A 13,178-nucleotide genomic window follows, 5' to 3' on the forward strand; every position below is an offset into this window, starting at 1 on the left:
CGAAATGTCAACGCCGACAACAATTGCCGTTCGGATGTACAACGTCGGATTCGGCGACGCCTTCACCGTGACGGTGCGGCGCAAGCACGAAACCTGGCGCATGCTGGTCGACTGCGGCGTGCACAGCCAGGGCCGAGCCCGCCCGATCCGCGACTCCGTGCAGGCCATCATCGCCGACCTCACCGAGGCCGATCCGCACCACCGACCGCATCTGGACATCGTGGTCGCCACCCATCACCACGCCGATCACATCACCGGATTCGCCTGCCGGGAATGGGAACAGGTGACCGTGGACGAGGTTTGGGTGCCATTCGTCGAGGACCCCGACGACAAAGACGCGCGACGGATCCGCAGCGGGCAGGTCGATGCCGCGAACGGTCTGCTCGCGCTGATCGACCGGCGCGGCAACGGGCGTCGCATGTCGGCGAGCGTCGAACAGGCACAGGCATTCGCGGTGAACTCGCAGGGCAATGCCGCCGCGACCGATCGTCTCCTCGGCCGCAATTTCAGTGGATTCGCCGCACCCCACCGGGTGCGGTACCTGCCGAGCAAGGACGAAACCGAGAATACGATCGCCGTGGATCGCGTCGGGCTCGTCGCACATATCCTCGGGCCGCCGCGGGATGCCCGATTCCTGAAGCGCATGGATCCGCCTGCGAAGCAATCGTGGCCCCTGGTACGCGCGGGCGCGTCCGCGGCGAGCGACGGCGGGCCGACGCCGCTGTTCAACCGTCGCTATATCGCGCGGAATACCCTGCCGGACCGCCTGCTTCAGGCGAAGGCGGATCTGGACCTGGACGATCTCGTCGACGATGACGATCGACTGCTGCGCGCCGCCTCGATTCTCGAGAACGCGGTCAACAACACCAGTGTCTTCTTCGTGCTGGATATCGCCGGAACCCGGTTGCTATTCCCGGGGGACGCGCAGCAGGGCGCATGGGAGCATGTCCTGTCCGATCCGCGCAATGTCGATCTCATGTCCCGCCTGGCCTTCTACAAGGTCGGACATCACGGTTCGCACAATGCCACACCCCGGCGTTTCGTCGAACAGGATTGGCAGACAGAGGGTTACGCGATGATTCCGTTCGGACTGGTCAAGCGCTGGGCGAAGACCATTCCGAAGAAATCGCTGGTCGATTCGCTGGTGAGTCACGATCACACCGTCATACGAGCCGACACGGCTCCCGATGCCGTCCCCGGCAAGGTTGCCGTGAACGGTGACCTGTGGTCCGAGGTAACGCTCACCGCCTGATAACAGCGATGGAGTTCCGACCGGTTCAGCTGGACTTGCCGAGGCGCGGCGTTGCGGTTGCCGGGGTGGGTCGGCGTTCACCTTCGAGGTCGCGCAGGAGGTTCTCGATGAGCTCGGTCGCGTCGCGGTGGCCGGCATCGACGTCGAAGGCCTCCTCCATGCGCAGGAACCTCGAGATGCTGGACATCAGCAGCACTACGGCGCCGGGCGTGTAGGTGTCGGATTCGAAGCCGTAGTCCGCCATGACTTTCGACACCGCGTCGAGCTGTAGTTTGCGAAATCGCTTGGAGGATTCGGCGATTTCGGTTCGGATTGCTTTGCGATGGTTGGCCAGGGCGATGAATTCCATCGTCAGCGCCGTCTGGGACTGGTCGTGGATCGATTCCCACAGTGCCCACAGCGGCTGCGCGGAGGCCAGCGCCTCGATCTGGCGCTGATAGCTGCGTTCGGCCCCGCGCCGGAACAATTCGATGAACAGATTGTCCATATTGCCGAAGTAGTAGTAGACGAGCGCGGAGTTCGCGCCTGCGCGGGTCGCCAACCGCCGGGTGGTCACGGCGGCGTAGCCCTCCTCGAGCATGATCTGCTCGGCCGCGTCGAGCAGCGCCGCACGTGTTGCGGAGTTCTCGGGATCCGCGGTGCGGCCCGGCTTCATCTGGTGGCCTCCTACGGACACACGATCACCCTTTCGCCCAGTGTATGGCGGTTTGCTGCTTCCTCGTCCGGGCTGTATGTGAACGCGCCTCCGCCGGAGGGCTATTGACAGGCGAGAACGGTCTGTCGTATATCTTAATCGATCGATTAATTAATCAGTCGATTAACCGCCCCGGAGCAGCGCTCCGGCAGGACCGAGACCTCGTCGACGGGCAGATTCGTCGCGGGTCGAGTTGAGAATGTGGTGTTGCTCGTGGCACTGATCCCGGCACTTGCTGTGAAAACGGAACCCTCGGCCGCGCGCGGCCTACATCGCGTGCGGATCACCCGGGTCGTACAGGAGACCCCGGATACTCGGTCGTTCGTTCTCGAGGTTCCGCCCCGCTACGCCTATCGAGCGGGGCAGTTCTTGACGTTCCGAGTGGTCGTCGACGGACAGGAGCACTACCGCTCGTATTCGTTGTCGTCCGCACCCGCGGTCGACGCGCTCGCTCAGGTCACCGTCAAGCGGATGCCGGGCGGGGTGGTGTCGAACTGGATGAACGATGTGCTGACCGTGGGCGACGAGGTCGAAACCAGCACCCCCGCAGGCGGATTCGTGCTCGATGCCCGAGACGGCGAGGTAGTCGCGTTCGCCGGTGGCAGCGGGATCACACCGGTGTTCTCCATCGTCAAGACGGTGCTGGCGACCTCGCCGCGGCGCGTGCGCTTGCTCTACGCCAATCGCGATCACGAATCGGTGATCTTCCGGCGGGACTTGGTCGAGCTGGCCGAACGATACGGCCCGCGGTTCGCGGTCACCTTCCATCACGATTGCGATGCCGACGTGGTGGACCGCGCGACCATCGAGCAGTGGCTGGACACCGTCGGCGGGGAAACCGCTGGTGATGCCGAGTACTTCGTCTGTGGCCCAGAGCCTTTCATGGAACTTGTCGAAAGCGTGCTCGCCACCGGCGGGGTCGACACCGAGCGGGTCCATTCCGAGCGATTCACCCCGGTGCAGTCACCGCCCAGCGATGTGGACACATCGACACCTGCGGAGCTGACCATCCGGTGCGGACGCACTACTACCACCGGTACGCATCGCCCGGGAGCGACGATCCTGCAGACGGCTCGCGCGCTGGGGCTGCGTCCGCCGTCGTCGTGCGAGGCGGGCAGTTGCGCGACCTGTATCGCGCAGGTCGTCGAGGGCAGTGCGGCGATGCGCCACAACGAGGCGCTCACACCCGACGAGGTGGCCGACGGGTGGGTCCTCACCTGCCAGGCATTTCCCATCGGTCCCGTAGTGCGCGTGGTCTACGAGTAAAGGTACGAATCGAATGACGAACAACCCCACGGCCGACCGGGGCCGATCAACCGAAACCGGGCAACGCCGGATCGAGCGCGTGGCCGTCGTGACCGGCGGAGCCTCCGGGATGGGATTGTCCATCTGCCGGGTATTCGCCGAACACGGCTACCGCACCGCCGTCCTGGACATCGACGGCGCCGCCGCACAGCGCGCGGCCGAGGAACTGCGGGCCGACGGCGGCGACGCGATGGCGTGCGAGGTGGACGTGGTGGATCGCCACGCGGTCGAGGAGGCGCTGCGCAAGGTGCGCGCGGAATTCGGTCCCGTCGAAATACTGGTCACCAGTGCGGGTTTGGTCGGTTTCGCGTCGTTCACCGAAATCTCGGCGGACGAATGGAACCGGGTGCTCGCGGTGAATCTGACCGGGACGTTCCACTGCGTGCAGGCCGCTGTCCCGGACATGCTGGCCGCCGGGTGGGGGCGCATCGTGACGATCTCGTCGTCGAGTGCGCAGCGTGGATCGCCGGGAATGGTCCACTACACCGCGGCCAAGGGCGGCGTCGTCGCGATGACCAAGGCGTTGGCCAGGGAATACGCCGCGTGCGGCATCACCGTCAACACCATCCCGCCCTCGGGCATCGACACTCCCATGTCCCGCTGGTCGCAGGCGGCCGGACATCTCCCGGACAACGACACCATGGCCAGGGCGATCCCGGTCGGTCACCTGGGTACCGGGGACGACATCGCGGCGGCCTGCCTGTTCCTGTGCTCCGAGCAGGCCGGGTACATCACCGGACAGGTGCTGGGTGTGAACGGCGGGTCCGTCATATGACCACGACCTCCACGCCCCGCCTGGCGCCGCTGCCGCCCGAACAGTGGGACGAGCGCGCGCGGGCCATGCTGCGCGGACGGGTGAAGCTGGCCGACCGCTATCTGACCGGCAGTCGCAACGCCCCGCAGATGCCGAATGTGCTTGGGATATTGGGACATCACGCCGAGCTGGCCGGTGCCTGGCTGGCCTACAACGGGGTCCTGCTGGAGCAACCCGCGCTCGATCCCCGATACCGGGAACTGCTGATCCTTCGGATCGCCTGGCGCAGCCGTTCGACCTACGAATGGGCCCAGCATGTGCGGTTGGCGACCGCGTGCGGCATGCACGACGAGCAGATCGCAGCGATTGCCCGGGGGCCCGCGACCGAGGTCTGGTCACCGGTGGAGCGGCTGCTGCTGACCGCGGTCGACGAGTTGCTCGACCGGTATCGCGTCGGCGATGGCACCTGGGCGGGTCTGGCCCGGCATTTCGACGCCCGGCAACTGATCGAGGTCCTGTTCGTGGCGGGGTCGTATCTCTGCCTGGCGCTGGTGTTCAACAGCGTCGACCTGCAACTCGACCCCGGCATGGATCAGACCGGTCCCGCACTACCGGAAATGGAGGAACGACTGTGAGTCGATGGCCAAAGCCCGCCGAGGGCAGCTGGACCCAGCACTATCCCGAGCTCGGCACCGCGGCGATCTCGTTCGAGGACTCGGTGTCCCCGGAGTTCTTCGAACTCGAGCGCGACGCGATCTTCAAACGCGCCTGGCTCAATGTCGGCCGGATCGAACAGCTTCCGCGCACCGGCAGCTATTTCACCAAGGAAATCGATGCCGCACACACCTCGGTCATCGTCGCGCGTGACCGCGATGGGGAGATCAACGCTTTCCACAATGTGTGCCGTCATCGGGGCAACAAGCTGGTCTGGGACGAATTCCCGCGCAAGGAAGCCGCAGGCACCTGCCGCCAGTTCACCTGTAAGTACCACGGCTGGCGGTACGGTCTCGACGGCGCACTGAATTTCGTGCAGCAGGAGGGGGAGTTCTTCGGCCTGGACAAGAAGGAGTACGGACTCACCCCGGTGCATTGTGACGTGTGGGCGGGTTTCATCTTCGTCAACCTCGATCCCGAGCCCCGCCAGACGCTGCGCGAATTCCTTGGCCCCATGATCACCGGACTCGACGGCTACCCCTTCGAGGCGATGACCGAGTGGTACGAGTTCGAGGCCGACAATCGCAGCAACTGGAAGCTGTTCGCCGATGCCTTCCAGGAGTACTACCACGTCCCCGGATTGCATCCGCAGCAGATACCGAGCGCGGTTCGCACCGGAAATGGTTTCGAATGCGCGCATTTCCAGATCGACGGCCCGCATCGCATGGTGTCCACCGGCGGCGCTCGCCGCTGGACGCTGCCGCCGGAATATATGTATCCGATCGAGCGGATCACGCGCAGCGGCCTGGTCGGACCGTGGGAATCGCCGGAACTCGGTGAGATGCCGCCGGGTCTGAATCCGGGGCGGGTAGAACCGTGGGGAATCGACAACTTCCAGATCTTCCCCAATATCGAGATCCTCATCTACCGCGGCTGGTATCTGCTCTACCGCTACTGGCCGACCTCCTACAACACGCACCGGTTCGAAGGCATGCTGTGCTTCCAACCGGCACGTACCGTCCGTGAACGCGTGGAGCACGAGGTCGCGTCCGTGGTGTTCAAGGAATTCGCCTTGCAGGACGCGGGCATGCTGACCGGAACGCAGACCGCCCTGGAATCCGCGTACCGTGCCGCCGGGCTGTCCCGTTTCCCCGTCAACGACCAGGAAATCCTGGTGCGGCACTTCCATAAAGCGGTCGCCGACTGGGTCGAGGCGTACCGGCACGATCTCGCGAAGGTGTGAACGACATGGCCGAGAACCTGCTGCCACCGGAATTCGCCGAATTCGAGCGATACGCGCAAACCTGGTGCCTGGCAACGGAATCCGAACGCTGGGCGCGCCGCATGGCCAGCTCGATGCCGGAGCTGGTCGATTTCCACGACGCGCTGCTCCCCCGGCTCGACGAAGCCATCAACTATTGCGACAAGTTCCCGCTCGAGGAGCTGCCCGACGACGCCATGCACCTGCTGCGGCTGGTGTATTCGCTGGCGATGGTCGCCATGGCGGTCGAGATCTTCCAGCAGACCAAACCCACCGACTGCGCCGACGCCGAAATGTACCGGGTCGCCGAGCCGCATCCGTAATGCCAAGCCCCGCAAAGGATCTCCGACATGACGATCACCATCGACAAACTCGGCCCCGACGTAGGCGCTGAGGTCAAAGGTGTCGACCACGAACAGCTGTTGACCGATGACGACGTCGCCGACACCGTGCTGGCAGCCCTCGAAAACCATGGCGTACTGGTCTTTCGCGATCTGCACCTGGATCCGGAAACCCAGGTGGCGTTCTGCCGCAAACTCGGGCCGATCGACACCGAGCCCGGCCACCATCCGGTCGCGGGCATCTACCGGGTCAGCCTCGACGCCACCAAGAACTCCTCGGCGAGCTATCTGCGCGCGACGTTCGACTGGCATATCGACGGGTGCACTCCCCAGGACGACGCCTACCCGCAGATGGCCACCATGCTCTCGGCGAAGGCGGTGGCCGCCACCGGCGGGGAAACCGAATTCGCCTCCACCTACAAGGCATTCGATGATCTGAGCGAATCGGACCGCACGCGGCTGGCGTCGCTGCGTGTCGTGCATTCGCTCGAGGCCTCGCAGCGTTCGGCCACGCCGGACCCCACGCCCGAGCAGTTGGCCGCGTGGCATCGCCGCCCGTCGAAAGAGCATCCGCTGATCTGGACGCACAAGTCGGGTCGCCGTTCCCTGGTGCTGGGCGCCTCGACCGACCATGTCGTCGGGATGGACCCGGCGCAGAGCCGGGCGCTGCTGGACGATCTGCTGCGGCGCTGCACCGCGCCCGAGCACGTCTACCGCCACAGGTGGTCCGTCGGCGACACGGTGATCTGGGACAACCGCGGCGTCATCCACCGCGCGACACCCTACGACCGGGATTCACCGCGAGAAATGTTGCGCACCACCGTACTCGGCGACGAACCGATCCGGTGACCCCTGCCGCCGACACCTATTCACCCCAGGAGAACACGATGCCCCGATGGCCCAAACCCGCCGAAGGCAGCTGGACCCAGCACTATCCAGAACTGGGCACTGCGCCGATGTCCTACGAGGACTCCATCTCACCGGAGTTCTTCGAACTCGAACGTGAAGCGATCTTCAAACGCGCCTGGCTCAATGTCGGTCGTGTCGAACAGCTTCCGCGCACCGGCAGCTATTTCACCAAGGAGATCGCCGCGGCGTACACCTCGGTCATCGTCGTGCGCGACCGCGAGGGAAATATCAACGCCTTCCACAACATCTGCCGCCACCGCGGCAACAAACTGGTCTGGGACGAGATTCCGCGCGACGAGGTATCCGGGACGTGCCGCCAATTCACCTGTAAGTATCACGGCTGGCGGTACGGGCTGGACGGCGCGCTGAATTTCGTGCAGCAGGAAGAGGAATTCTTCGACCTGGACAAGAGCGAGCACGGCCTCGTCCGAGTGCACTGCGAGGTCTGGTCGGGATTCATTTTCGTCAACCTCGCCCCGCAACCGCGCCAGACGCTGCGCGAATTTCTCGGGCCGATGGTCACCGGTCTGGAGGGCTATCCCTTCGACAAGCTGACCGAGCGGTTCTGCTTCCGGTCCGACGTGGGAGCCAACTGGAAGCTGTACATGGACGCCTTCCAGGAGTTCTATCACGCGCCGATACTGCACGGAAAACAGACTCCGGACAACTACTCGATCGCCGCGCAGCAGGCCGGTTTCGAGGCGCCGCACTATCAGCTCGACGGACCGCATCGCCTGGTCAGCACCTCCGGAGTGGTCACATGGGAGCTCGACCCCGAGATGCGCAAACCGATGGAAGACATCACCCGCAGCGGCCTGTTCGGCCCGTGGGACCAGCCCGATCTGGGGCCGATGCCCGCCGGACTCAATCCCGCCGGCTGCGACCCGTGGGGTCTCGACTCGTTCCAGCTGTGGCCCAACTTCGTGATCCTGATCTGGTCCAGCGGCTGGTATCTCACCTACCACTACTGGCCGACCTCGTATAACACCCACATCTTCGAAGGCAACATATATTTCGCACCGGCTCGGACCGCGCGCGAACGGGTCGCGCACGAGATGGCCGCGGTGACCTTCAAGGAATACGGGCTGCAGGACAGCAGCACCCTGGAGGCGACGCAGATTATGCTGGAATCCCGTGCGGTGAACGCCTTTCCGTTGAACGACCAGGAGATCCTGCTGCGGCACCTGCACAAGGTCGCAGGCGACTGGGTCGAGGACTACCGGCGTGAGCGTGCGGAGGTGGCGCAGCGATGACCGAGACCCTGCTGCCCAGCGAATTCGCCGATCTGGAGCCGTACGCCCAGGCCTGGTGTCTGCCCAGCGAACGCGAACGCTATGCCCGGCGCGTGGCCGCCACGATGCTCGAACTGCAGGAGTTCTACGACGCGATCACCCCGCGCGCCGAGGATGTGATCGCCTACTGCGACAAGTTCCCGCTGGACGACCTGCCCGACCAGGTGCAGAACCTGCTGTATCTGCTGTATTCGATGATCACCGTGTCGTTCCCGGTGGAGGTGTGGAGCCAGCCGCGAGTGCCCGACACCGGTGCGGCAGCGCTGGATTGCGTCATCGAGCCGGTGCCATGAGCGGACGTCCCATCGTGCTGCGTGCGGCGCGCCGGGTCGATGTCGACACCGGCGAGGTCCACTCCCCCGCCTCGATCGTGGTGGAAGACAACACCATCACCGCCCTCGACCCGGCGCAGCCGCCCCCCGAGGCGCAGATCGTCGATCTGGGTGACCTCACCCTGCTGCCGGGGTTGATGGATATGGAGATCAACCTGCTCATCGGTGGTCCCGACAACCCGTCTGGGTTGCCGAACCCCATGCACGGAGTGCAGGACGACCCGGTGTACCGGACGTTGCGGGCCACCATCAACGCCCGCACCACGCTGCACGCCGGATTCACCACCGTCCGCAACCTCGGACTGATGGTGAAGACCGGCGGCTACCTGCTCGATGTCGATCTGGCTCGCGCCATCGAGCAGGGGTGGGTCGAAGGGCCACGCATCGTGGCGGCCGGGCATGCCATTACTCCGACCGGCGGGCACCTCGACCCCACCATGTTCCAACGCCTTGCCCCCCACATCATGCCGCTCAGCGTGGAGGAAGGCCGCGCCAACGGCGTGCCCCAGGTGCGCGAATCGGTGCGCTACCAGATCAAATACGGCGCCGAGGTCATCAAGATCTCGGCCTCGGGCGGGGTGATGTCGCACGGTACCGTGGCCGGTGCCCAGCAGTACTCCGACGAGGAACTCGCCGCCATCGTCGACGAGGCGCACCGCGCCGGCGTCCGGGTCGCCGCCCACGCACACGGCGACGCCGGGATCCGAGCGTGCATCCGGGCCGGGGTCGACTGCATCGAGCACGGCTCGCTGGCCAGCGACGACACCATCGCGATGATGGTCGAGCACGGCACCTTCCTGGTGCCGACCAGCTACCTGTCCGAAGGATTGGATGTCTCCAAAGCCGCTCCCGCACTGCGGAAGAAGGCCGCCGAGGTCTTCCCCAAGGCGCGGGAAACCCTGCGCAAGGCGATCCGGGCCGGAGTCAAGATCGCATGCGGCACCGACGCACCCGCGGTGCCGCACGGAGACAACGCCAAGGAACTGTGGGCCCTGGTCGACCGGGGCATGACGCCGGCCCAAGCGCTGCGCGCCGCCACCGTCACCAGCGCCGAACTGATCGGCGTCGACGATCGTGGGCGGCTCGCACCCGGTCTGCTCGCCGATATCATCGCCGTCCCCGGCGACCCGACCACCGACATCACCATGGTGCAGGATGTGCGATTCGTCATGAAAGACGGCCGCTTCGTCAAACACATCCGACCTGCGAACTCCCAACCGAGGTAACCATGCCGACACGGCAGCAGCTGTTCATCGGTGGCGACTGGGTCGAACCCAGCGGCACCGACACGATCGATGTGATCTCCCCGCACACCGAGCAACCCGTCGCCCGAGTGCCCGCGGCGGCGGCCGCGGATGTCGACCGCGCGGTGTCGGCCGCGCGGGCGGCCTTCGATAGCGGCCCGTGGCCCCGGCTGGACCCGGACGACCGGATTGCGATCGTCCGCGAGCTGGCCGCCCGCTACGAACCGCGGCGGGAGGAGATCGCCCAGCTGATCACCACCGAGATGGGGGCGCCGATCACCTTCGCCCGATCCGCGCAGGCCCGGCTGCCGGGCGCCATGATCGGCGCCTTCGCCGACCTGGCCGCCGAACACCCCTGGCAGGAGACCAGGCGCGGCTCCTTCGGCGCGGACATCGCCGTCTACCGAGAGCCCGTCGGCGTGGTCGCCGCCATCATCCCGTGGAATATGCCGATGTTCCTTACTGTGGTGAAACTGGTGCCCGCGCTGCTCGCGGGATGCACGGTCGTGCTCAAACCGTCACCGGAGACGGCGCTGGACGCCAACCTCATGGCCGAGTTGCTCGCCGAGCTCGACCTGCCACCTGGCGTAGTGAGTATCCTGCCCGGCGATCGCGAGGTCGGCCGATACCTGGTATCACACCCGGGCGTGGACAAGGTGTCCTTCACCGGCTCCACTGCTGCCGGTCGGCAGGTCGCCGCGGCCTGTGGCTCCGCGCTGCGCAAGGTCAGCCTCGAACTCGGCGGCAAATCCGCCGCGGTCGTACTCGACGATGCCGATCCCGAAGCCGTCGCCGCCGGCATGACCGTGGCGGGCCTGATGAACAGCGGACAGGCATGTGTCGCACAGACCCGAATTCTGTTGCCGCACAAGCGGTACCGCGAATTCACCGACGCGTTGGCGCATATGGTCGATGGGCTCACCGTCGGCGACCCACACGATCCCACCACCCAGATCGGGCCGATGGTCGCCCGCCGTCAGCAACAACGCGTGCGCGACTACATCGACCAGGGACGACACGAAGGCGCCCGGCTGCTGGTCGGCGGCCCCGAGCTACCCGAAGGGATCGACCGCGGCTGGTACATCCGGCCCACCCTCTTCGCCGATGTCGACAATTCGATGCGCATCGCCCAGGAGGAAATCTTCGGTCCGGTCCTCAGCATCATCGCCTACCGCGACGACGCGGAGGCCATTCGGCTCGCCAACGCCAGCGCCTACGGACTCTCCGGCTCGGTCTGGACACCCGACATAGACCGCGGCCTGGCGATATCGCGCCAAATCCGCAGCGGCACACTGGGAATCAACCAGCCCTACAGTATGGACCCGGCCGCGCCCTTCGGCGGAGTCAAGGACAGCGGCATCGGTCGTGAGTTCGGCCGAGAGGGCCTCGACGGATTCCTCGACACCAAATCGGTCTCCATCGCCAAGCCATGAAATAACCCCGGGGCAACAAACACGTCAACCGATTGCACCCCGCTCGATCCGAATCGGAGCAGAATTCTCGTTGACCAACCCCTGCGGGAAGGAGACGATGCGCGATGGAAAGCAACGCCGAGATCCCCGCTAGACCGGCCTGGATCCCCGCGGACCTGTACCCGTTCGCAGACCACTTCGATGAGATCGACGGTTCACGGGTGCACTACGTGGACGAGGGCAGCGGCCCGCCGCTGATCATGCTGCACGGCAATCCGACGTGGTCGTTCCTCTATCGGGACGTGATCATCGGCTTACGAGATCGGTTCCGCTGTATCGCCGTCGACTATCCCGGTTTCGGGCTCTCCCAGGCGGCCCCCGGATACGGATTCACTCCAGCCGAGCATGCCCATGTGGTCGAGCAACTCCTCACGCGACTCGACCTGCGCGATGCGACACTGCTGGTGCAGGACTGGGGTGGCCCGATCGGATTCGCCGTTGCCACCCGACACCCCGACCGATTCGCCGCGTTCGTGATCGGGAACACCTGGGCTTGGCCCAAATCCGATCCGGGCACCCAGGCGTTCTCACGGTTCCTGGGCGGCCCGATCGGCGGCTGGCTGATCCTGCGCCGCAACTTCTTCGTCGAGCGGATCATTCCCGCGGGTGTCCGGCCCAAGAAACTGTCACCAGCAGTGATGGATGCCTACCGTGGTCCGTTCCCGACGCCGGAATCACGTAAGCCGGTGCACGTGTTCCCTCGCGAAATCCTCGGCAGCAGAACGTTGCTCGCCGAAGTCGAGCAGGGACTGGAGGCCGTCCGCGACCGCCCGGCATTGCTGGTGTGGGGCACGAAGGACGTCGCGTTCCGCGCAACCGAACGCCGCCGGTGGGAGCAGCTCTTCGCCGACCATCGAACCGTCCTGCTCGAAGGCGCCGGTCACTACATCCAAGAAGACGCCGCCGATGAGATCGTCTCCGCGATCATCGAATGGCACAAACGCTGAGGACGCCTGGGCATAGCCGCAGATTTGCGGTGACATACGGGATTTGACAGTTATCCCTGATCCGGCCGCGTCGGCCGCTTAAGCTGTCTGCGCCGCAACGTGCGACAAATGCTCGAGGTCGACAAACCAAGAGGTAGACGTCCAGGAGGTGCGGAATGCCGGAAGCCGGTCGTTGGCGTGGATCACGTCCGATATTGATTGCGAGCATATTGCCACTTGCGGTTGTCCTCGGCACCGGAGTAGCGAACGCATCCCCGGATGCCACCGCGCAGGCACCTGCCATCCCGTCGTGGACCCGAATCCAGACGGTGGACGCGCCGGACGCGCCGCCTGCCGTGGATCAGCAGCCGATCCAGGAGTTCTGCGAACGCGTCCCGGTAGATCCCGGCCGGTGCACCGCCACCGCGGTCGACGCGGGCGTCGGTGCGGCAATTGGGGCAGGCATCGCCGCGGGCGTGTCCGCGCCCGTCGCGATAGCCGCCGCAATGGCCGGCGCGGCCGCCGGGTTCATCGTCGGCATCCCGTTCATGCCGACCGGATTGGTTGTCGGCCCGCTCCTCGGTGCGGCCGTTGGTGTCGCCGTCGTAGCCGGACCTGCCGCCGTGCTCGGCGGGGCACTCGGGGCGTCGCTCGGGGCGATAGTCGGCATCACCACGCCCGTCCCGCAAGACGGCCGGACCGATGGATCCGGCGCGCCCACCACCTCGCCGAGATAAGCACG

The 13,178-nt window shown here is 65.7% G+C and carries 14 protein-coding genes; 13 read left to right on the top strand and 1 reads right to left on the bottom strand.

Annotated features, from left to right (window positions below):
* The first annotated feature begins 4 nt into the window (after positions 1-4).
* Entirely contained in the window at positions 5-1,252 is a 1,248-nt protein-coding gene (locus ACFYOW_RS29370) for a hypothetical protein (protein WP_387293306.1), read from the top strand.
* Between the two features lie 25 nt (positions 1,253-1,277).
* Here the strand turns inward: ACFYOW_RS29370 and ACFYOW_RS29375 are convergent, their stop codons facing one another.
* On the bottom strand, positions 1,278-1,907 hold the full coding sequence (locus ACFYOW_RS29375; protein WP_387293308.1) for a TetR/AcrR family transcriptional regulator: 630 nt from the start codon (positions 1,905-1,907) through the stop codon (positions 1,278-1,280).
* A 240-nt stretch (positions 1,908-2,147) separates the two neighbouring features.
* Here ACFYOW_RS29375 and ACFYOW_RS29380 point away from each other — a divergent pair, with 240 nt between their 5' ends.
* The 12 genes from ACFYOW_RS29380 (at position 2,148) to ACFYOW_RS29435 (ending at position 13,173) form a co-directional block, all read left to right on the top strand.
* Complete coding sequence (locus ACFYOW_RS29380) at positions 2,148-3,212, top strand: 2Fe-2S iron-sulfur cluster-binding protein (RefSeq protein WP_387293310.1); 1,065 nt, start codon at positions 2,148-2,150, stop codon at positions 3,210-3,212.
* Positions 3,213-3,225: 13 nt separating this feature from the next.
* On the top strand, positions 3,226-4,026 hold the full coding sequence (locus ACFYOW_RS29385) for an SDR family NAD(P)-dependent oxidoreductase (RefSeq protein WP_387293313.1): 801 nt from the start codon (positions 3,226-3,228) through the stop codon (positions 4,024-4,026).
* Positions 4,023-4,640, top strand: a complete 618-nt coding sequence (locus tag ACFYOW_RS29390; protein ID WP_387293315.1) for a carboxymuconolactone decarboxylase family protein — start codon at positions 4,023-4,025, stop codon at positions 4,638-4,640. The genes ACFYOW_RS29385 and ACFYOW_RS29390 overlap by 4 nt, the downstream gene beginning before the upstream one ends.
* The gene (locus ACFYOW_RS29395; protein ID WP_387293317.1) at positions 4,637-5,902 is read left to right on the top strand and encodes an aromatic ring-hydroxylating dioxygenase subunit alpha; all 1,266 of its coding nucleotides are present in this window, start codon (positions 4,637-4,639) and stop codon (positions 5,900-5,902) included. Before ACFYOW_RS29390 ends, ACFYOW_RS29395 begins: the two co-directional genes overlap by 4 nt.
* Positions 5,903-5,907: 5 nt before the next feature.
* Entirely contained in the window at positions 5,908-6,243 is a 336-nt protein-coding gene (locus ACFYOW_RS29400) for a hypothetical protein (RefSeq protein ID WP_387293319.1), read from the top strand.
* 27 nt (positions 6,244-6,270) lie between these two features.
* On the top strand, positions 6,271-7,110 hold the full coding sequence (locus ACFYOW_RS29405) for a TauD/TfdA dioxygenase family protein (RefSeq protein WP_387293321.1): 840 nt from the start codon (positions 6,271-6,273) through the stop codon (positions 7,108-7,110).
* 38 nt (positions 7,111-7,148) lie between these two features.
* Positions 7,149-8,423: an aromatic ring-hydroxylating dioxygenase subunit alpha gene (locus ACFYOW_RS29410; RefSeq protein WP_387293323.1), complete on the top strand. Its 1,275-nt coding sequence runs from the start codon at positions 7,149-7,151 to the stop codon at positions 8,421-8,423.
* The gene (locus ACFYOW_RS29415; RefSeq protein WP_387293325.1) at positions 8,420-8,755 is read left to right on the top strand and encodes a hypothetical protein; all 336 of its coding nucleotides are present in this window, start codon (positions 8,420-8,422) and stop codon (positions 8,753-8,755) included. The genes ACFYOW_RS29410 and ACFYOW_RS29415 overlap by 4 nt, the downstream gene beginning before the upstream one ends.
* Entirely contained in the window at positions 8,752-10,020 is a 1,269-nt protein-coding gene (locus ACFYOW_RS29420; protein WP_387293327.1) for an amidohydrolase family protein, read from the top strand. The genes ACFYOW_RS29415 and ACFYOW_RS29420 overlap by 4 nt, the downstream gene beginning before the upstream one ends.
* A 2-nt stretch (positions 10,021-10,022) precedes the next feature.
* The gene (locus ACFYOW_RS29425) at positions 10,023-11,471 is read left to right on the top strand and encodes an aldehyde dehydrogenase (RefSeq protein ID WP_387293329.1); all 1,449 of its coding nucleotides are present in this window, start codon (positions 10,023-10,025) and stop codon (positions 11,469-11,471) included.
* A gap of 104 nt (positions 11,472-11,575) precedes the next feature.
* The gene (locus tag ACFYOW_RS29430) at positions 11,576-12,457 is read left to right on the top strand and encodes an alpha/beta fold hydrolase (RefSeq protein WP_387293331.1); all 882 of its coding nucleotides are present in this window, start codon (positions 11,576-11,578) and stop codon (positions 12,455-12,457) included.
* Positions 12,458-12,651: 194 nt separating this feature from the next.
* Positions 12,652-13,173, top strand: a complete 522-nt coding sequence (locus tag ACFYOW_RS29435; protein ID WP_387293333.1) for a hypothetical protein — start codon at positions 12,652-12,654, stop codon at positions 13,171-13,173.
* Positions 13,174-13,178 lie beyond the last annotated feature (5 nt).

This window comes from Nocardia sp. NPDC006982 (genome assembly GCF_042869435.1).
Lineage (GTDB): Bacteria > Actinomycetota > Actinomycetes > Mycobacteriales > Mycobacteriaceae > Nocardia.